Genomic DNA, 19,861 nt, shown 5'->3' with positions numbered 1-19,861 from the left:
GCCCGTCTTCCTTATCTTCAATTTTTCGAATTATTCCAGATCTCTATCTGTTGCTCCAGATAGCTCTGGGTCGCCTTCAACGAGGCCAGCCTGGTATCCATGGCAGAGAAGGTCGAACTCAGCCGCTCTTCATAACCATTCATATAGGTTTCGAATTTCTCCCGCTCTTCCACCAGTTTTTTCTGGACGGCCTTGTAGCGTTCCTGCGCCTTGACCAGCGCACCGGTATCCTTGTCTTGCAACTTGTCCTTGATGGCTTCAAGCGCGCCGCCAAGACCGGGGTTGCTCGCATCCTTGACGGGCGGATTGATCATCGCCGTGACGGCGGCCGGATTGGCGGCCAACGCCGCAGCCAGCGTATCCTTGTTGACTTCCAGCGTACCGTCCTTGTTGGTGCGAACGCCGATCTGCGCCAGGGACCTGTAATCCCCGCTGGCGACAAGCGGCGTCGATGCCAGCCTGCTCAGCATATCCTTCATCTGGCGAACGCTGGAATCGCTGGCAAGAATTCCGCCTTTGGCGCCATCGGTGCCCGCCACCGTCAATTCGCTCAGCGCCTTCCACAGCGTATTATAGGCATCGGCAAATTCCGTCACCAGATCCTGCATCGTCGTCGTGGGCTGTTCTTCGGATATGGTGATGGTGGCGCCCGGCGTCGCCTTTACCAGGTCGATAGTGACATTGGGAATGGCGCCGGTGATGCTGTTGCCTGCATAGCTTGTTTCCACGCCGTCGAGTACGATCACGGCATTCTGGGCAGCGCGCGTCTGAGTCATGCCGCCCGCTGCGCCATCCCATGTGAAGCGCAACAGATCGCCGTCCGCATCGCCGCCATCGACAAGGGTGAAGGCTTCGTTTTCCCCGATGCCGCCCTTCAGCACCAACCGCGAGCCGCTGCTGTCGGTAATGACGTTGGCCGTGACGCCGGCACCGGCATCATTGATTGCCGCGGCCAGTCCGTCGAGCGTGTTGTTGCTGCTGTCGATCACGATATTGTAGCTGCCGCTCGACGTGCTGAGAGTCAATGTGCCAAGTCCCACCGCCGTGCTGCTGTCAGCCAGAGTTGTGGATTTCAGGACCTGAGATGTAGCGAGCTGTTTGACCTCCAGTTCGACCGGCAAGCCCGAAAGCGCGCCCGGCCGGGTCAGGCTGACATTGGCGATGCTGCTATTGCTGGATGCGGGCTGGCCCGAATAGTCACTGCCTTCCAGAAGGGTCGTCAGAGCTGTCGAAAAATTATCGAGCGCTCTCGATGCATTGGCAAGCGCCGAAACCTGGGCACTGGCGAGCGATTCCTTGGACGTCAGCGCCGCATTCTTGGGTGCACGGACGGCGGAAACCAGGCCAGACACAATGCTGGAGCTGTCAATGCCGTAGCCCATGCCCAAGGCAGAGGTGATGCTCGATGAAACGCTCGATACCATGTTCAATCCCTTCGAGGCTTAAAACGACCGCAAAGCCCGTTCTTTTAGGCCAATGTCCCTTCTGCAATGTCGGTGGGAACATTGGCCTGCGCCGACAGGGCTACCATTGCGGAGGCGCGGATTGTTTCAGCTGTCTCGACGGCCCGCTCAATGGCGTCGCGATTGGCGGGGGGCAAGGGTACGATGACCATCGGTTTGGGCAGCAAGGCCGCGATTTGCGCCTCTATCGCATCAGGTTCGATATTGACTGCGTTGCGCATCGTGCTGATGTCCATCAACAGATCGGCAATCTTCGCCTGCGCTTCAGCGACATCGGCCGCGCTGGACACCTGCTGATCGATATCGCCATTGTTCGGCAGGCGCGCCATGGCCGCCTTGCCGGCGGATTCACGATCATGGCGGGTCGCGGCCTGTTGTGATGCCTGGCTTTCGAGCACGGCCTTGCTGGCCCTCTCGACATTGCGGGAAGGCTGGATATTGCTATTGCGGGCGAGAAAATCGTTCATGTGCCAATCCTAAACTCTGCCCCGCATCGTAAGGACGGATGCAGCCACAGAAAGTTTAGGAAATTTTTTTCAGTTCATTTTCCGGCCGTCCGCATCAAAGCGCAAATCGCCCGGAACGTCGATATGCGGGCGATCCATTTCGCTCGCCATCTTGTTTTCAATTCTGAAGACAAAGGCGAGAACGGTGGCGACCGCCATGTAAAGCTGTTCGTTGATGACCTGCCCTGCCCGCGACGTGTAATAGATAGCGCGGGCCAATTCGGGATATTGCAACAGCGGGACCCCCTTTTCATCGGCAAGCTCACGAATGGCGAGCGCGGTTTCACCCCGTCCGCGCGCCACAACCATAGGCGCTGCGTCCTCGCCGGGGCGATACCGTAGCGCGACTGAAAAATGGGTCGGGTTGGTGATGACGACCGATGCCTCGCTGATGGACTTGCGCACCGAGTTGTTGAGCATTTCATATTGGCGGCGGCGGACCATGCCCTTCAGCTCGGGCGATCCTTCCGTCTCCTTGTGCTCGTCTTTCAAATCCTGTTTGGACATATTGAGCCGCTTGGACCGCTGCAACATCTGGGCGGGTATGTCGATCCCGGCAATGACGAACAGTGCGCCCGCCATGGTCAGGCACGCAACAACGAACAGACTGCCCAATTCCATCAGGGCCGGACGGGTGCCCGTCTGTCCCATGGCGATGATCGCTTGCAGCCGGTCCCACACGACCCAGAAACCGATCGAACCCAGCAGCACGACCTTGGCGAGCGATTTCCCGAGCTCCACCAGTCCCTGCACCCCGAAAATGCGTTTCAGGCCACTGAAAGGATTGAGCTTCTCCGGCTTGACCGCAAATGCCTTGGTGCGAAAGCCAATCGATCCCAGCATGGCGGGCGCGGCAATCGCGGCAATGATCGTCGCGGCCATGATGCCGCCAATAGGCAAGGCGATCAGGCCCAACAGCTCATAAGCGCGCGTGGCGGGCGTGAAATTGAGCACATCATTCTGGTCGAAACGCAAACCCTCGACCAGCATATGCGCCATGGCTTCCATGATCGCCGGACCGGCCAGCGCGATCCAGACCATGCCCGCCATGACCACCAGTGCGGTTCCCAGTTCCTTTGACTGGAGGACATCGCCCTTCTCCGCTGCATCACGAAGACGCTTGTCGGTTGGCTTCTCGGTCTTTTCCCCGGTTGAGGATCCTTCCGCCATTTACTTGTCCCCGGCCATGATCTGCGCCTGATCAAGACCAAGGTTCAGCGCATCCATGATCGCGTCGCTCATGACCGGCGCAGCCATGGCGAGCAGGATAAGGCCACAGATCAGCGCAGCAGGCAGCCCGACGGAAAAGAGGTTAAGCGAAGGGGCCGAACGCGCCAGCATCGCCATGACAATCTGGATCAGGATCAACGCGAAACCCACTGGCAGGGCAATGGTCAATCCTGCCCCAAACAAAGTGCCGCCGAACAGCACCAGGCTGTACACCGCATCATTCGACAACATGGTTCCGGGCGGAATGGCTTCGTAACTTTTGACGATAAAAGCGATGAGCATCAGATGCCCGTTCATGGCAAACAGCAGGAAGGTCGCAAGAACCGACAGGAATGTACCGACCACGGGACTCGACATCCCGCTTTGCGGGTCGGACATGCTGGCAAAGCCAAGGCCCATGGCGTTGCTGATGACTTCGCCCGCGACGAACGCGGCGGAATAGCCGATCTGCAACGCAAAACCGATCGCCAATCCCGTCAGCACTTCACCAGCGACCAGCAGAACGCCGCCAAAGCTGGCAACGCCGCCTTCCGGCATGGTTATCGTGACGCTATTGAGCGCAGCCATGCCAAGCGCGAGCGAAAGGACAAGGCGGAGCTGCACAGGGACAGCGCGCGTGCCGAAAACGGGAGCGGCCAGAAAGGCGGCACCGGGCCGGATCATCGCAATCAGCCACAGCCAGAGCTGCGCCTCCACCCCGGCAAGCCCCGGCGCTATCATTGGAGAAGTTCCGGTATCCGTTCGAAAATCTCACGCGTGAAATCAGCGATCAGCATCAGGATCGATCCGCCGAACAGCGCCAGCATCAGGGCAACGATGATCAGCTTCGGCACGAAACTCAATGTTGCTTCATTGATCGAGGTTGCGGCCTGAATCATGCCGAGCACCACGCCCGCCAGCAACGCGGGGATCAGGATAGGGGCGGTCGCCAGCGCAGTGATATACAGCGCCTGCTGGGCGATGCCGATGAAAAAATCCGAATTTTCCACGCCTGCCCCCTGCCCCGCCTATGTCGCAAACGATCCGGCAAGCGAACCCATGGTCAGCGCCCAACCATCGACAAGGACAAAGAGCAACAGCTTGAAAGGCATGGAAATGATCGTCGGCGACAACATCATCATACCCAGCGCCATCAATGTTGATGCAACGACCAGATCGATGATGAGAAACGGCAGGAAGATCAGGAAACCGATCTGAAACGCCGTCTTCAACTCGCTAGTGACGAAGGCTGGAAGCAGGATCGAAAAGGGAATATCGGCTGGACTGGCAAAAGGTTTGGCTTCCGCCAGATCGGAAAACAGTTTGAGGTCGGTTTGACGCGTCTGTTTCGCCATGAAGCCGTGCAGGACATTGGCCGAGCGCGAAATCGCCTCCTCAATGGGAATCTGACCTGCGCCATAGGGTGTCATCGCCTGATTATTGATCGCATCGACCGCAGGCCGCATGACGAACAGCGACAGGAAAAGCGCCAAACCGACCAACACCTGATTGGGTGGAGTCTGTTGCAGGCCCAACGCCTGCCGCAGCAGCGAGAGGACAATGATGATGCGGGTAAAACTTGTCATCATCAGGATCAGCGACGGCAACACCGTCAACAGGCTCATCAGAATGAGGATCTGAAGGCTGAGCGAGAGTGGGCGGCCTTCGCCTGACACGTCGGCCAGCGCCTTGGTCAGAGCGCCCGAGCTATCGGGCGCCGCGGCCTGCGCAAAGGCTGGATCGGCGTGCAGAAAAATCGCAAAGGCGGCAATAAGCGCACAGGCCATGGCGCCATATGCATAAGAAATTCGTCGTTCCCGCGAAGGCGGGGATCCATCCCCTGCCCTTTCCGCCTGACGCATGGTCTGGAGTTGGATTCCCGCCTTCGCGGGAATGACGGACTTCAAAAAGACCGCCGCGCCGTTAACCCTCATCGGCGCTTTCCGCGATTTTGTCGATGCGGCCGCGCGTGACCGACAGGAGCAGGCGCTTGCCCTCGAACTCAACCACGGCGAGCTTGCCGAACGTCCCCATGGGGATCGCATCGATCAGTTTTACCGCGCGATCCTGGTGCCCGCGCATCAGACTGGGCTGATATTTGCGCCACAGCCATAGCGCGCCGACCGCCATGCCGCCGACAAGCGGCAGCAGGATCAGCAACTTCACAAAGTACCAGAGCATTAACCGCGCCGTTCCACACCGGCCATCCGGGCCTCTGCGGTAGCGACTTCGACAATGCGGATACCATAGCGGTTGTTGACGGTCACAACCTCTCCCTTGGCGATCAGCGTGCCGTTCACCATGATGTCGAGGAGTTCGTCGGACTGACGGTCCAGTTCCACGATGCTGCCTTCTGCAAGGTCCATCACCTCAGCCAGTTTCAGCGAAGTCGAGCCGACTTCCACCGACATACGCACGGGTATGTCGGCCAGCAGCCGGAAATTGCGGCTGCCCGGCAGCGAACCCAGGGCGTCGTCCAGTTTTGGCGCCTCGCTCATGTCACTCATCCTTCGTTTCCTTCAGCTAATTTTTCGATCATGAAAGCGGCGCGCCCTTCTTTTTCGCCAATGGTGCCATGGGCGAAAACCCGGTCGCCCACGATAAGAGGCAGGCTGCGGCTGATCTGTACGGGAATAACATCGCCCGGTTCAAGCTGCATGAGTTGCGACAGCGACATTGACGGCCGCGCCAGTACACTGCGGGCCGGGAAACGGACATGATTGATCTGCCGTCCCAATCGTTCGCGCCAGGCAGGGTCGCTGATTTTCAGCTCGTCATGTACCTTTGCGCCCATCAACTGCTCCACACCGCGCAGGGCGGTCAGCGGATAGATGAACTCGATCGGCCATACGTCATTGCGGCCCAGGGACACTTCAAAGCGCTGCACCACGACCTGTTCATCGGGACCGGCCACGTTGATATAGTTGATATTGGTTTCGCGGTTCACCAGCGTCGCATCGACAGCATGGGTTTCGGCCCAGGATTCGACCAGCTTTTCGATCAGGGTGCCGGTAAATCTGGCCAGTAGCCTGTCTTCTGTGGGCGTAAATTCCTTGCGGTTAAACGGCGCCCGCGCGCCCGTTCCGCCATAGACGCAATCGACCAGCGCCGATACCATATCGGCATCGATGCGCAAGAGGGTTGCACCCTTCAAAGGATGCAACCGGTAAACGGTCAGGCTGACGAAATCGGGGACGAACAGGCACCAGTTCGAATAGCTGAAAACCGACACAGCTTCGCAACTCACCTGCGGCTTTGCGCCGACCATCGGTTCAAGGACAGCCCGGATGCGGCGCGTCATGCGTTCACCGATTCGGTCCATGCCCGATAGCACGACAGGCGCCTGCGGTTCGGATTGCCCGAATTTAAAAGGTTCGATGTCATCCATAAATAGCATGTCCCCGGCGAACGATGGTTCGCACAAGCTCACTGAATAACGAAATTGGTAAAATAAACGTTATCAATGCCCCCGAAGCCCGCTTTTTCGATCAAAACATGGTTAATAGCAGCTTTCAGTTCAGCTTGAAGCCGTTCCTTCCCCTCCGGCGTAGAAAGTTCCAGTTCGTCCTGATCGGCAATACGCATCAATGCGGCGGAACGCACGGCAATTTCATGCTGCTTGATATTTTGCAGCACGCGACTGTCATAATAGGTCGCGATCGCGATCGAAATCTGCGCAAAGGAACCACTGTCCCTCAGGTTCGATGTAAAGGGGGCTTCGATCTGGTAATAGGTTGCCTGATATTTGCTGGCGTCCTTTGGTGTCGACCCATTGCCCGCGACCGTGCCAATCACTGGCTCGGCCTTTTCACCCTCACCTGCCGGCGCGCCCTCGCCCTTCAGCACCAGCTTGGGTTTGTTCACGTCCTCGGCTTCTGCATGAGTCTTGCCATCCAGTATACCCATGGCGAACAACGCGCCACCCACGCCCGCGCCACCCAAAAGGACCACCAGCCCGATCAGGATCATCCATTTCTTGCGCTTGCCGCCCTTTTTTTGGGGTATCGTCTCGTCGCTCACTTCAAATCTCCTGTTCACTGGCTGTCAGGCGAACCGTCATTGCTCCATCAGGCATAACGTGCCCGCTGGCTGGATGCGCGCGCCACAAGGGCCCGGTCCTGTTCCTGCCCATTCGCCATAGTGGAAACGGCCTGGATCAAAGGTTTTTTATGAAAGGCCTGCGATTGGTCCTGATGACCGGCCTGATCCTGCCCCATGGATTGCCCGCGCGCGGAAAAAGAGGATTCATTGCCTCGTTCGACCTGCACATCATGGATACGCACCGCTTGTAACCGCGCATCCTGTTGCAATTGATGGCGCCCCTGATGAAGCATGGCGACGGCGGCGTCGGTCTCAGCAGTCAGACGAACATTGGCGCCGGTATCACCTTGCATGATATCGACTTTCAGCCGCCCCAGATTTTCCGGGTTCAGGCTGAATGACGCACGCCCCGTGCCCGCTGCAATATCCGAAATTTCCTTGGCCATACGATCGATCCACTGCCCATCGACGCCCATATCGATAACCTGGTCACCCAACATGGCCCCCGTGTCTGCGACGACCGCCACAGGCTGAAGCGATGCAGCCATTCCCATCGGCATCGGCATGGGGTTGGCGCTCATTGGTGGTGTCACGCCGGAAAGGCTCGATACAGGGGCAGCAACCGGAGCAGGTGTGTCAACGTCACCGGCACCCATATCCACCGCCGGGATGGAGGGGGCGGCTGTATCGACCGGGCTGTCACCTGACATGGACAGGATTGGGCTCATGGCCGGAGCCTCCTGCCTCAGCGCCAACGCCTGAACGCGACCCGATGACTGTACCATCGCCTGTTCCAGTCCCCGCCCCGCGGTACGTTCTGGCGTTGCGACGGCGAGCGTAAAGGCATCAATGCGGGCTTGCGCCTGAAGCTGTGCTGGCACGGCGGCATTATCCGGCAGCGTGGCGGCCTGTTGCAGATTGCGGGGCAATGCTTCCAGCGACAGCGCATGGGCTGCCACCTGCTTTGGAGCCTTTTGGCCATCAACAGTCGTGACAGGCACTTCCAGACCTTGCAGCAATGGCAACGCCAACCCATCAGCGAAAGGCGCCTGCGATGGCGTATCGGTTATACCTGCATCATCCTTACTCTGAATGGCGTCATCGCTCTTGGGCGCGGTTTTCGTACTGGTGATGTCCTGCGGCATCATGGCCATGGCAAGCTGGGGCAAGGCCGATGCGCTTTGGGCGAGCTTTGCCGGATTGGGAATCTTCGGCCCCTTTTCCTTGCCCTCAACGGGCTTAACCGGAACGGGCATTTCGCCAGTCGCCATATCGCCAACAGAGGTCATATTCTCTGTGACAACTGGCGCCGTGATAACTGGCGGGACAACAGATCCTTCGATGACAGCCCCTGCCGCACCCGACGCAGCCTCAGTCATGGGCACAGACGGCGCAGCCATGTTCGTCAATAGCTGTACCGGAGCATCTCCAGTCCCGGATTGAGCATTCGCCATCAATGCGGAAAAGTCCACACCTTCCCCGGCGGCGGCGGGATCTCCCGGCTTGGCGGTCAGGGCAAGCGGGTTCGCCGCCATATCCTTAACGGCTGGCAGATTGGCCATCATCAAACATCTCCCAATGAAACGGAGCGATTTCGGCGCGGCAGCGATTGCAACCGGGTCTCCATCTGCTCGGCGGCGGCGCGCGCCGCTTTTTCTTTCAGCCTTTCGGCGATTTCCTGATCCCGGTTGGCAAGCTGGCGCTCGCCTTCACGCTGTTCCACACGTTTGTGCGCGTCATATATCGCGCCATCTAGCTGTCGTCCGGCCTGTTCCAGTCTGCCGGCCAGTTCGCGATGAGATGCCAGCGCCGCGCCGGAGGTGATCTTGCCCACATCGAACAGATCGGCGCGAACAGCATGCACCCGCTTTGCATTGTCTTCCAGGGCAAGCGCTTCATTCTGCGCGTGCGCGGTTTCGACGCTGGCGAGCAGATGCTGCACACGGCGGGCGCGGACAATGCGTTCGCGCTTGGCGATCAGCTGTCTCATAACCCAAATGCCTCCTGCAATGCATGGACGCTGGTATCCAGATCGATATGGCTGCGGGCATCCTGACGCAGGAATTCGAGCAGATCAGGGCGCCGCTCGACGGCAAGGTCGATCACCGGATCATTACCGGGGCGATAGGCGCCCATCAGGATGAGATCGCGATTTTCCTCGTAAGCCGCCCAAAGGCGGCGGAATCCGGATGCGGCCTTTTGATGATCGCTGGTCACCACATCGGCCATGACGCGGCTAAGCGACTTGCCGACATCGATGGCCGGGAAAATGCTCTGTTCCGACAATTGTCGCGACAGCACGATATGGCCGTCCACGATCGCGCGGGCTGCATCGACAATGGGATCGTCTGTGTCATCGCCATCAGCCAGAACGGTATAAAGTGCAGTGATCGACCCGCCCGAACGGCTATCAACGCCCGCGCGCTCAACCAGGCGCGGGATCAGTGAAAGGGCCGATGGCGGATAACCCTTCATCGCCGGGGGTTCGCCCAATGCCAGACCGATTTCCCGCTGAGCATGGGCGCAGCGCGTCAAACTGTCGATCAGGAGCAGTACTTTCTTGCCGCGCGCACGGTAATATTCGGCAATAGCGGTCGCTCTTGCGGCGGCGCGCAGGCGTAGGACCGGCGGATGGTCTGCAGGAACCGCGACGACCACGCTTTTTGAACGGATCATGCCTTCCAGTTTGGTTTCCAGAAAGTCGCTGACCTCGCGGCCGCGTTCACCGATCAGGCCGACGACGACCACATCGGCTTCCGCGCCTGCGATCATCTGGCCCATCAGCACGGATTTGCCGACGCCGGATCCTGCAATAATGGCGATGCGCTGGCCCCGCCCGGCGGTCAGTAATGCATTGACGGCACGCACCCCCAGGTCGAACGGTTCGGTAACCCGACCGCGATCCAGCACATTGCCTTTAACACCCGCGAGCGGCCAATAGGCGTTGGCCATGATCGGCCCCTTGCGATCCAGCGGCATGCCCATGGCATCGATAACGCGGCCCATCAGGGCATCGCCCACCTGCACCATGTTGGCGGCGCTGTCGGGTTCGACACGCGCCCCATTTTCATGTGGCGCATCCAGGTCCAGCGGAACCAGCAGCGCGCGATTGCCACGAAAACCGACCACTTCAGCCCGCGCGACAGTGCCGTCGGCAGCGATAACGCGTGCGCCCGCCCCGATCGGACGATTGAATCCGCTTACTTCCAGCATGCCGCCTTCATGCGCAACCAGCCGCCCGACATGGCGCGGGCCAGCATTGGCCACCTGCATGGTTTCCAGCAGCGATTCAGCCTGTTTCAGCACTGCACCGATCATGCCTGCCCCGTCATGTCGTCCAGCAATCCCTGAAGGCGGGACAAGCGAATTTCGGGACCATCCTCGACCCAGCCATCGGCGGTTTCGAGCCGGACCGAGCCACGCAACATCTCTGCATCGGGCACCAGCCGGACCGGAAGATTTTTTGCTTCCATCAAAGCTACATCGTCAGGATGCAGATGGAGAGCAGGCTGACCAACCTCCTGTTCGATACATTCGGCAATGGCCAGACACCGCTTTGCCAGCAGATCCGCGTCGATTTCCACTTCACCTGCGATCTGGCGAACAAGGCGCAGCACCGCCGTGGAAAGAAGCGCCGACAGCGCCCCGCTCGATTCCGCCTGCAATTGTTCGAGGGCGAGGGAAAGCCGCAAATGCGCGGCGCGATCGGCATCCTGTTCAGCACGACCGACCCGCGTCCCCTCTTCAAAGCCCTCCGCAAATGCATCGGCTGTCAGCGCCTCGATGGAAACGGGCGGTTCGGAATTCTCTTCGAACCCGTTAGCGGTGCTCAGGTGGAGGCGCGGCGCAAAGCCGCTCTCATCCAGCCCATAGAGCGGCTGAAACTCGCCTTGCGGCGGCAAATCGCTCCAGCTTCCAAAACGGGCGGCCTGCGCCTGTGCACCTTGCCAGATACTAGACAAAATCTTCGCCTCCCTTGCCGCCAAGCATGATTGCGCCGGATTCCGCCATACGACGGGCAGCGGCGATGACCTGTTTCTGCGCATCGATCACATCGGCGAGGCGGATCGGACCGCGATCCTCGATCTCGTCCGCAATCGCCTGTGCCGCACGGCTGGACATGCAGCCGAAGATTTTCGATTTGAGCAGTTCGTTGCAGCCCTTCAGTGCCACAACCAATATGTCGTTTTCGATAGTACGCAGCAGCGCGCCCAGATTCTTGTCATCCATCTCGATCAGATTATCGAAAACGAACATCTCTTCCTCGATGGTCTGGGCCATGGCCTTGTCGCGCTTGCCGATCTGCTTGATGATCCGCTGTTCATTGACCTTGCGCACATTGTTCATGATCGCTGCTGCTTCGGTCGTTCCACCGCGCTGGGACGAAGCGCCCGTCGCCACACTGCTGCCACGACGCACCAATAATGCCTCCAGCTCATCCAGGGCATCAGTCGTCACCGGGCCAAGCGTGGCAATGCGGTAAACAATGTCGTCCTGCACATCGAGCGGCAGGAGTTGCAGCGTTTCGGCACCCACGGTCGGGTCCAGATGGGCGATGACCAGCGCCATAATCTGGGGATGTTCCTGCTCGATAATGTGCGCGACCTCCTTTGCCTGCATCCATTTGAGCATTTCCAGCTTGTTCGACCGCGTGGGCGGCGTGATGCGGGCCAGCATATTGTCGGCCCGGTCAGCGCCCAGCGCCTTGTGCATCATCCCGCGAATATGTTCGCCCGCGCCATAGCCGACGGTCGTGCGGCTTTTCGCCTTGCTGACGAAATGGTCGAGGGCCGTGTTGACCTCATCCACCGCGACATCGGCGACGTCATACATGGCATAGCCCAGTTGCCGCACTTCATCCGGTTCCAGGCGGGACAGGATTTGCGCCGCCTCGTCTTCTTCGAACAGCATCAACAGGACGGCGGCGGCCGCGCTTCCGGTCATGGCGCGTTTCTGTTCGCTTGCCTCAAGCATTGGCTGCCTCCTTGCGATCGGCGTCACGCAGCAGGTCACGGACGACCAGTGCGGCGCGATCAGGGTCCTGTTTCACGAAATTACGGATCAGCGCCGCACGTTCGGCATAGGTCTGCGTTGATGAGATCATGTCGAGCGTGACCGGGCGGCTGGGATCGGCTGCGGCGGCGCGATGGATTTCCTGCGATATTTCCGCACCGATAGCAGATTTGCGTGCGGCCATCGTTCCGACTGCTTGCTCCTTCATCGCCGCGTGGCGTTTAAGAAGCGGACGGCCAATACCAAAGATCAGCGCCAGAGCCACAAGCAACGCCGACAGATTGCGGACCAGCATCGAAACCCAGCTCGCCTCGTACCAGCTTTGGGTGAATTCCGTTTCATCAGTGACCGCGAACTTGCGTGCGGAAAGGGCGACGACATCGCCGCGGCTCTGATCATAGCCGACCGCGCCCTTGACGAGTGCTTCCAAGGCAGCAATTTCCTGCGCTGCGCGGGGCTTGCCGGTTTCGGGATTGCGCAGGGCGACCGCGACCGACAGGCGCTTGACTGCGCCGGTGGCATTGCGGGTCACGGATACTTCGCGGCCCAGTTCAAAATTGCGGACATAATTTTCGGCAGTCTTGGCGCCATCCGCCGTCTCGCCCGCAGCAGCAGGATCGGCAGGTTGTGCGCCGGGCGTTGCCGGTGGCGGCGGCTGGTTGGAAAGCGCGCCGGGAATGCCATAGGCAGGCGCTTCACCCTTGCCCGCCGTCCAGCTACCCTGTTCGGATTTTATGCGAGCTTCGTCGGATGGAAAGGATTCGCGCGTCGCCTGCTCTTCCGAAAAATCCAGTTCCGCATGGACTTCAGTGCTGAAATTGTCTGCTCCGACGATCGGTGTCAGCAAGGCAATGACCGCCTGACGATAGCGCTCTTCAACTCGCGACTGTACCGCTATCTGCCGGTCGGTTTCCGCCGCACCGCCCGCGTCGCCGGGGCTGGAAAGCAGATGGCCGTTCTGATCGACGACCGATACACCGTCGGGCGAAAGACCGGGAACCGACGATGCGACCAGATGGACGATGGCTTGCACCTGCGCATCGGACAGGGCGCGGCCATTGGCCAGACGCAGCATGACCGACGCGGCGGGTTTTACCTTGTCGCGCAGGAAGATGCTGGGCTGTTCAACGGCCAGATGGACGCGTGCGCTTTGCACGGCATCGATCGCCTCTATCGTTCGGGCAAGATCCAGTTCACGGGCGGAACGCAGTTTCTCGCCTTCCACCGCGCGACTGGCGCCCATGGGCAGGGAGTCGATCATGCTGTTGCCGTCAGGCGCGCTTTTGGGCAGGCCCTGCGCGGCAAGCATTATCTTCGCCTTGTGATAATCATCTTCCGAAACCGTGAGCGCGCCGGTCGCATCATTCAGGTCATAGGTTATCCCCGATGAATCCAGTACCTGTGCAACGGCGGCCTTGTCACTATCGGGCAGCCCCCGGAACAGGTCGCGCTGCGGCGGTTCGCGCAGTGAAAGCCAGGCAAGCGCGGCCAGGCCGACAACGGCCATCATGCCGAACATGGGCAAGCTTTTTGCAATGGCCGGCTGGCCGAAAAACTCGACAAAGCGGGCACGTATGCTGTCAAAGCCGCCGCTGCCGCCAATCGACGAAAGGGCTGGAAGACCACGGCTGGGCGTGGGCGGGTTATCGATGGTCAGACTGGTTTCGCTCATATTACACCGGCATACTCATGATATCCTTGTAGGCGGACAGGAGCTTGTTCCTGACCTGCAACGTCGCTTCGAACCCGATCGACGCTTGCTGCTTGGCAAGCATCACCGACGCGATGTCGGTAGTTTCCCCGCGTTCATAGGCCGCAGCCGCAGCCGACGACGTGCCTTGCAGCGCATTCACTTCATTAAGCGCGGATTTCATTGCCGCGCCGAAATCCGTTGAACCCGCGCCGGACGTGCCGGACACTGGCGGAGCAGCGGCGTTACCCGCCGACGATGCTTCCCGAAGCGCGCTGTTCTGTTGCAGGATGGCGGCGCGCATCGCCATCACGCTGTTGGTGTTGATGCCTGTCATCGCTCAGCTCCCGTCATGCCGCCGCCCGCTCGCGGATTTCCGCGAGGCGGTAGCGCAAGGTCCGTTCGGAAATGCCCAGCTTGCGTGCCGCATGGGCGCGGTGGCCGTTCACTTCGTCAAGGACGGTCCGAATCCGGTCGAATGCCGACGCACGCGCCACATCTTGCAGTGTTGCAGCCTCCGATGACCAGAACGCCGGGGCCTGATGTACCTGTGCCGGAACCGCAGCCGGTTCGCTTGCAGGAACTGGTGCGCCAGCAAAGTGAAGGTCGTCCGCCTCGATCCGCTCGCCGTCCCGCAGGACAAGCGCACGTTGCAACACATTGGCCAGTTCACGGGCATTGCCCGGCCAGCGATGCGTCATCAGCTTTTCCAGCGCCCGCGCCGTGGGCCACACAAACGAAGCGTCACCGGCCTGCTGGCGCAACAGCAAAGCCGCAGTGATAGCACGCACGTCCTGCCGGCGTTCGGCAAGCGGTTTCAGATTGAGCGGCATCACATTCAGGCGCCAGTACAGGTCAGACCGGAACCCGCCCTGATCGCACAGCGCGGCAAGGTCGCGGTTGCCGGCGGCAATGACGCGGACGTTGACAGGCACGGCATGGGTCGCACCAACGGGCAGCACTTCGCCTTCCTGAAGCGCGCGAAGCAACTTGGCCTGAAGGGCAAGCGGCAGTTCGGCAATTTCGTCAAGAAACAATGTGCCGCCATCGGCTGCCTGAAACAGACCGTCTGACGAAGCCGACGCGCCGGTGAACGCACCCTTGCGATGACCAAAGAGCATGGCCTCCATCATCGATTCAGGTAGAGCGGCGCAATTGACGGCGATGAAATCCTTGTCCGCCCGGTTGCTGCTGGCATGGACGAAGCGGGCCATTCCTTCCTTGCCCGTGCCCGTGTCCCCCTGAATGAGCACCGTCGCGTCACTTTGCGCGATCCGCGTGGCGATTTGCATCAACCGCGCACTCTCGGGTTCGCCAACGGCAGGGTGCGAGGCTGGGCGGATCAGTTCAGCAATCAGCGCATGGCCCAACGCCGCGTCACCAAAGCTGAACCTTATCCGGGCAGGCATGCCGGACCGCGCCCGAACAAGCTGCGGTTCGCCATCACCCCACTCTACCAATATGTCGCGATGGGTGGCCGATGCGATTTCGTCAGACGCCAATATCCGCACGACCTTGCGATCGGGCTGCGGCGTTCCTGAAAAGACAGCCACATTGAAAAAGGCTCCCTTCAACCAGGGCGCCAGCGTCGGAATTTGATCATTGACTATCGCGCTCAGCTCAACGTGCTGCATCAATGCCCCCACAATTTTCTGGCGGACCCCCCGCCCGCCTTCCCGGCGAACCTCACCGGAGAAGACTAACCAAGGTAATTAAGCAATGTTCGTGCCAGTTTCAGAGGTCTCCTCAATGCACAAAATTCGGCGTTTTTCCTGGCCACCATACGCGGGCGCGACGCTCGCCTGACGCGGGCGCGACGCTCGCCTGACGCGTGCGCGTCAGCACTTTGACGAACTGACCGCCCCTCCGACATTTTTTTGACGCGCATTTAAAGTTCCTCTGACGCCCGCCGTTATTCCCAATCGAGACCGCAACGGACTGCAATCAAACCAGCGATCTCTTGTTTTTAGCGCGGAAGGAATTTTGAAATGACTGTTATTGGAACCAACGTATCTGCAATGCGCTCAGCCAGCGCCGCGAACCGGGCGGAAATATCGCTCGCCATGTCGCTGGAGCGTCTGTCGACCGGCAAGCGCATCAACAGCGCCAAGGACGACGCCGCAGGCATGGCGATCGCCAGCAAGATGACGTCGCAGATCAAGGGCATGACCGTTGCCATCCGCAACGCGAATGACGGCATATCGCTGGCCCAGACCGCCGACAGCGCGATGGGTGAAATCAGCAACCTGGTACAGCGGCTGCGTGAATTGTCCGTCCAGTCGGCCAACGGCACCATGTCCACCGATGATCGCACGTCCATCCAGACCGAAGCCACCGAATTGCTGGCCCAGATTGACGACATTGCGGCGAACACCTCTTTCAATGGCGTCAACCTGCTTGACGGCTCGCAGGGCACTGTCAGCATCCAGTCGGGTGCAAGTGCCGGTCAGACCATCAACATTACCTTGGCCAGTGCGGACACGACGGCGCTCGCCGTTGGCGGCATTGACATGACGACACAGGCCGGTGCGACCGCCGCCCTGACGACACTCGACACCGCAATCACTACGATCAACGAAAACCGAGCCGGTCTGGGCGCTTCGCAGAACCGCCTGGAATCGGCCATCAACAATCTGCAATCCACGATGACCAACCTGACGGAAGCCAGGTCGCGGATTGAAGACGTCGACTTTTCGGCGGAGACGACTGCGCTCGCAAAGGCGCAGATTCTCAACCAGGCGTCGACCGCCATGCTGGCCCAGGCCAATCAAAGCCAGCAGGGCGTCCTGAAACTTATCCAATAATTACCGACCGGTGCTGGGCCGTGACCCGGTCCAGCACCAAAATTGCGGGGACATTACACCATGAAGAAGGAAGTTAGATATGACTGTAATTGGAACCAATGTCGCCGCAATCCGTGCGGGTACCGCATCCTCCAGCGCATCGATGGGTTTGCAGAAATCCATGGAGCGCCTTTCCACAGGTAAGCGCATCAATGGCGCAGCCGACGACGCCGCAGGTCTTGCCATCGCCAGCAAAATGACAGCCCAGATCAAGGGCATGCAGCAGGCAGTTCGCAACGCCAACGACGGTATCTCACTGGCCCAGACCGCCGACAGCGCCATGGGTGAAATCAGCAACCTGGTACAGCGCGTTCGCGAACTGGCCGTCCAGTCTGCCAACGGCACCTTGTCCACCGATGATCGCACTTCGATCAACACCGAATCCACCGAACTTCTTGCCCAGATCGACGACATTGCAGCGAACACCTCGTTCAACGGCGTCAATCTGCTCGATGGTTCGCAGGCAACTGTCACCATTCAGGCAGGTTCAGCTTCCGGCCAGACGATCGACATCACTTTGACCGACTCCACGACCGCCACCCTCGCGATCGCTGCCGTCGATCTGTCAACCCAGGCCGGCGCAACGACCGCCCTTGGGCTGCTCGACACCGCGATCGGCACGATCAGCGAAAGCCGTGCAAGCCTGGGTGCTTCGCAGAATCGACTGGCCTCGGCCATCACCAACCTGACATCGCAGGCGACCAACCTGACCGAAGCCCGCTCGCGGATCGAAGACGTCGATTTCTCGTCGGAAACGACCGAAATGGCGAAGTCACAGATCCTGAGCCAGGCCTCCACGGCAATGTTGGCACAGGCCAACCAGAGCCAGCAGGGTGTACTCAGCCTGATCCGCTAAGGATCGGTTGAAGAAAACAGACTTGATCGACTGAGGTATTGGTCCACCTTTGCCGATCAAATGACCCCCGGGGCGCCTTGTGTCCCCAACGTCCCGGGGGTCTTCCAATCCCCGAAAGGGGTATCCGCGCGAGTCCCCGTCCTTTGCAGAGGGCGGGGGCTTTCGCACGTTTAGGGCCAGGACCCATGAATTACGAGGATCGAGACATGATTGTCCGGGATGCTGTGGGAGGAGAGGCGCGAGAAGCGGGCACTATTGCCCGGTTGAGCGGTTCGACGAACCACAGCGCCCGGACAATCATGCCCCTTCGGGGTGGGACGGGAAAGACCATTGGCGCGGTCGACCGATTGCCAGCTATCACCGATAGCTGGCTGCACGCCCTCCCTTCCAATGGCCTTTCCCGTCTCCATCTCGACCTCGCAATTCATGGGTCCTGACCCTAGAGAGATTTGCTCAGACGTCGCACGCCGGATGCAACTGGCAATCCCCCGCGTCGCTGAGTTCGATCTGAATCGTCGCATGATCAATATGAAAGTCATGGGCCAGCCGGTTCTGCACATCGAACAGGAAAGCGTCGCCTGGATGGCCATCGGGCATCACCAGATGCACTGTCAAAAGCGTTTGGGTCGTGCTCATTGGCCAGATGTGCAGATCGTGAACATGCGTCACGCCGGGAAGCGCGACCAACGATGCTTCCACCGCTTCAGGATCTATGCCCGGTGGAACCGCGGCAAGTGACATCTTTATCGAACTCATCAGCAAACCCCAGGTATTCCAAAGGATGATGGCCGCGATGACAAGGCTTATGACCGGGTCGATCCAGTATGCGCCCGTCGCTATCATTGCCAGAGCGCCAACGACCACGCCCAGCGACACAGCGGCATCCGCGGCCATATGGAGGAATGCCCCGCGAATATTAAGGTCGCCTTTGCGGCCTCGCACGAACAGCAAGGCAGTCGCAGTGTTGATGACGATGCCGATGCCAGCGACCACGATCACCGTGCCACCCGCCACGGGCTGCGGCGCACCCAGCCGACCAATGGCTCCATAAGCAATAGCCCCGACCGCGACGAGCAACAGCAGGCCATTGAATAGCGCAGAAAGGATCGTTGACCCGCGCAGTCCATAAGTAAAGCGTCGCGACGGCCTCCGCTTGGCCAGGCCGACCCCCGCCCAGGCAATGACAAGACCCAACACATCCGAAAGATTATGTCCGGCATCGGCCAATAGCGCCATTGATCCCGCCATCAGGCCGTAAACGGTCTCAACCGCGACAAAGCTGATATTCAGAATGATACCAATAGCAAATGCCCGCCCGAAATCGGCAGGGGCGTGGCTGTGGCCTTGCGGTCCGTGGTTATGATGTCCGTACATTATCCCGACCAATAAATTGCATTGCTGTACGTGTATCAGCCGGGGCGCAGGTAATGCTAGGACATGAACCGACAAAAAAGACCCCGGAAAACCGGGGCCAAGTCAATCAATTCGGGAAACGAAGGGAAGAGAGTTAGTCCCATTCGCTCAACATGCCGCGCAATTTTGCAAGGGCGGCTTTCTTGATCTGGCACACCCGGGCCGCGCCGATGTCTAGCGTCTGGCCAATTTCCTCCAGATTCATTTCCTCAACGAAGTAGAGTTGCAACACCATTGCCTCGCGCTCGGGCAACTGGCCAATGCCTTCCGCTATCGCCCCTTTCAGGCCTTCGCGTTCCAGCACGTCATCGGCGCGGTCCTCGACATCGGCAAACCACATATTCTGATCGGAATAGACTTCGTCCATGCTCTGATGCTGGGCGATTTCGCTGCTATCGACGATCTGGCGATATTCGGCGGGCGCCAGCCCCATCTCTGTGGACATTTCCGCATCGGTCGGTATGCGGCCCAGCCGTTGTTCCAACCTGCCGCGCGCAGCGGACAATTGCTTGCGGCGCGCCATGGCCGATCGGCAGATCGTGGCGTGACGCCGCAAGTGGTCGATCATCGCGCCGCGAATGCGCATCTGGGCATAGCTGGCAAAACCAAAGCCGCGATCTTCAAAACTGTTCGCCGCCTCGACCAGAGCAACCATGCCGATCTGCAGCAAATCCTCTATGTCGATGGCGTTCGAAACGCGGCCATGAACGTGCCAACCGATTTTGCGCACCAATGGCATATATTTACGGGCCAGCGCTTCGGGCGTCACCGCTGTGGCGCGGCGACCATAAGTGAGTCCGGTTTCCTGTGCCTTTATGTCTTGCATA

General features: G+C 59.7%; 23 protein-coding genes. 3 read left to right on the top strand and 20 right to left on the bottom strand.

Annotated features, from left to right (window positions below; all coding sequences use genetic code 11):
- Window positions 1–17: 17 nt before the first annotated feature.
- The 18 genes from fliD to L3X40_RS06015 all read right to left on the bottom strand — a co-directional run bounded on the left by fliD (window position 18) and on the right by L3X40_RS06015 (window position 15,556).
- Window positions 18–1,424 carry a flagellar filament capping protein FliD gene (fliD, locus tag L3X40_RS06100; protein WP_237364872.1) on the bottom strand — a complete coding sequence of 469 codons (1,407 nt, stop codon included), beginning with the start codon at window positions 1,422–1,424 and terminating at the stop codon, window positions 18–20.
- 44 nt (window positions 1,425–1,468) lie between these two features.
- A complete protein-coding gene (locus L3X40_RS06095; protein WP_237364871.1) occupies window positions 1,469–1,930 on the bottom strand; it encodes a hypothetical protein in 462 nt (153 codons plus the stop codon).
- A gap of 69 nt (window positions 1,931–1,999) precedes the next feature.
- Complete coding sequence (locus tag L3X40_RS06090; RefSeq protein WP_237364870.1) at window positions 2,000–3,139, bottom strand: EscU/YscU/HrcU family type III secretion system export apparatus switch protein; 1,140 nt, start codon at window positions 3,137–3,139, stop codon at window positions 2,000–2,002.
- Entirely contained in the window at window positions 3,140–3,919 is a 780-nt protein-coding gene (gene fliR / locus L3X40_RS06085) for a flagellar biosynthetic protein FliR (protein ID WP_237364869.1), read from the bottom strand.
- Entirely contained in the window at window positions 3,916–4,188 is a 273-nt protein-coding gene (gene fliQ / locus L3X40_RS06080; protein WP_237364868.1) for a flagellar biosynthesis protein FliQ, read from the bottom strand. The genes fliR and fliQ overlap by 4 nt, the downstream gene beginning before the upstream one ends.
- A gap of 18 nt (window positions 4,189–4,206) precedes the next feature.
- Window positions 4,207–4,965 (bottom strand): flagellar type III secretion system pore protein FliP, encoded by a 759-nt coding sequence (gene fliP, locus L3X40_RS06075; protein ID WP_237364867.1) that lies wholly within the window; start codon window positions 4,963–4,965, stop codon window positions 4,207–4,209.
- A gap of 136 nt (window positions 4,966–5,101) precedes the next feature.
- Entirely contained in the window at window positions 5,102–5,359 is a 258-nt protein-coding gene (locus L3X40_RS06070; protein ID WP_237364866.1) for a FliO/MopB family protein, read from the bottom strand.
- Window positions 5,359–5,685, bottom strand: a complete 327-nt coding sequence (gene fliN, locus L3X40_RS06065; RefSeq protein WP_237364865.1) for a flagellar motor switch protein FliN — start codon at window positions 5,683–5,685, stop codon at window positions 5,359–5,361. The genes L3X40_RS06070 and fliN overlap by 1 nt, the downstream gene beginning before the upstream one ends.
- Window positions 5,682–6,566, bottom strand: coding sequence for a flagellar motor switch protein FliM (locus tag L3X40_RS06060; protein ID WP_237364864.1), 885 nt, complete (start codon window positions 6,564–6,566; stop codon window positions 5,682–5,684). The genes fliN and L3X40_RS06060 overlap by 4 nt, the downstream gene beginning before the upstream one ends.
- Window positions 6,567–6,604: 38 nt before the next feature.
- Window positions 6,605–7,198, bottom strand: a complete 594-nt coding sequence (locus L3X40_RS06055) for a flagellar basal body-associated FliL family protein (protein WP_237364863.1) — start codon at window positions 7,196–7,198, stop codon at window positions 6,605–6,607.
- A gap of 47 nt (window positions 7,199–7,245) precedes the next feature.
- Window positions 7,246–8,784, bottom strand: coding sequence for a flagellar hook-length control protein FliK (locus tag L3X40_RS06050; RefSeq protein WP_237364862.1), 1,539 nt, complete (start codon window positions 8,782–8,784; stop codon window positions 7,246–7,248).
- On the bottom strand, window positions 8,784–9,209 hold the full coding sequence (locus tag L3X40_RS06045) for a hypothetical protein (RefSeq protein WP_237364861.1): 426 nt from the start codon (window positions 9,207–9,209) through the stop codon (window positions 8,784–8,786). Before L3X40_RS06045 ends, L3X40_RS06050 begins: the two co-directional genes overlap by 1 nt.
- Complete coding sequence (locus L3X40_RS06040) at window positions 9,206–10,537, bottom strand: FliI/YscN family ATPase (RefSeq protein ID WP_237364860.1); 1,332 nt, start codon at window positions 10,535–10,537, stop codon at window positions 9,206–9,208. The genes L3X40_RS06045 and L3X40_RS06040 overlap by 4 nt, the downstream gene beginning before the upstream one ends.
- On the bottom strand, window positions 10,534–11,181 hold the full coding sequence (locus L3X40_RS06035; RefSeq protein WP_237364859.1) for a FliH/SctL family protein: 648 nt from the start codon (window positions 11,179–11,181) through the stop codon (window positions 10,534–10,536). The genes L3X40_RS06040 and L3X40_RS06035 overlap by 4 nt, the downstream gene beginning before the upstream one ends.
- On the bottom strand, window positions 11,174–12,193 hold the full coding sequence (fliG, locus tag L3X40_RS06030) for a flagellar motor switch protein FliG (protein ID WP_237364858.1): 1,020 nt from the start codon (window positions 12,191–12,193) through the stop codon (window positions 11,174–11,176). The genes L3X40_RS06035 and fliG overlap by 8 nt, the downstream gene beginning before the upstream one ends.
- On the bottom strand, window positions 12,186–13,904 hold the full coding sequence (fliF, locus tag L3X40_RS06025; protein WP_237364857.1) for a flagellar basal-body MS-ring/collar protein FliF: 1,719 nt from the start codon (window positions 13,902–13,904) through the stop codon (window positions 12,186–12,188). Before fliF ends, fliG begins: the two co-directional genes overlap by 8 nt.
- Before the next feature lies 1 nt (window position 13,905).
- The gene (gene fliE, locus L3X40_RS06020; RefSeq protein WP_237364856.1) at window positions 13,906–14,259 is read right to left on the bottom strand and encodes a flagellar hook-basal body complex protein FliE; all 354 of its coding nucleotides are present in this window, start codon (window positions 14,257–14,259) and stop codon (window positions 13,906–13,908) included.
- 13 nt (window positions 14,260–14,272) lie between these two features.
- The gene (locus L3X40_RS06015) at window positions 14,273–15,556 is read right to left on the bottom strand and encodes a sigma-54 interaction domain-containing protein (RefSeq protein ID WP_237364855.1); all 1,284 of its coding nucleotides are present in this window, start codon (window positions 15,554–15,556) and stop codon (window positions 14,273–14,275) included.
- A 354-nt stretch (window positions 15,557–15,910) separates the two neighbouring features.
- Here L3X40_RS06015 and L3X40_RS06010 point away from each other — a divergent pair, with 354 nt between their 5' ends.
- From L3X40_RS06010 to L3X40_RS06000, 3 genes are all read left to right on the top strand, one after another.
- Entirely contained in the window at window positions 15,911–16,726 is an 816-nt protein-coding gene (locus L3X40_RS06010; protein ID WP_237364854.1) for a flagellin N-terminal helical domain-containing protein, read from the top strand.
- 79 nt (window positions 16,727–16,805) lie between these two features.
- Window positions 16,806–17,621 (top strand): flagellin N-terminal helical domain-containing protein, encoded by an 816-nt coding sequence (locus L3X40_RS06005; RefSeq protein ID WP_237364853.1) that lies wholly within the window; start codon window positions 16,806–16,808, stop codon window positions 17,619–17,621.
- Window positions 17,622–17,827: 206 nt separating this feature from the next.
- Window positions 17,828–18,058, top strand: a complete 231-nt coding sequence (locus L3X40_RS06000) for a hypothetical protein (RefSeq protein WP_237364852.1) — start codon at window positions 17,828–17,830, stop codon at window positions 18,056–18,058.
- Between the two features lie 16 nt (window positions 18,059–18,074).
- Here the strand turns inward: L3X40_RS06000 and L3X40_RS05995 are convergent, their stop codons facing one another.
- Window positions 18,075–18,995, bottom strand: a complete 921-nt coding sequence (locus L3X40_RS05995) for a cation diffusion facilitator family transporter (RefSeq protein ID WP_237364851.1) — start codon at window positions 18,993–18,995, stop codon at window positions 18,075–18,077.
- Between the two features lie 133 nt (window positions 18,996–19,128).
- Window positions 19,129–19,860 (bottom strand): sigma-70 family RNA polymerase sigma factor, encoded by a 732-nt coding sequence (locus L3X40_RS05990; protein WP_237364898.1) that lies wholly within the window; start codon window positions 19,858–19,860, stop codon window positions 19,129–19,131.
- Window position 19,861 lies beyond the last annotated feature (1 nt).

The sequence above is a fragment of the Rhizorhapis sp. SPR117 genome, from assembly GCF_021742065.1.
The sequence above is the reverse complement of the archived record's forward strand: the minus strand, read 5'-3'. Positions and strand labels throughout refer to the sequence as shown.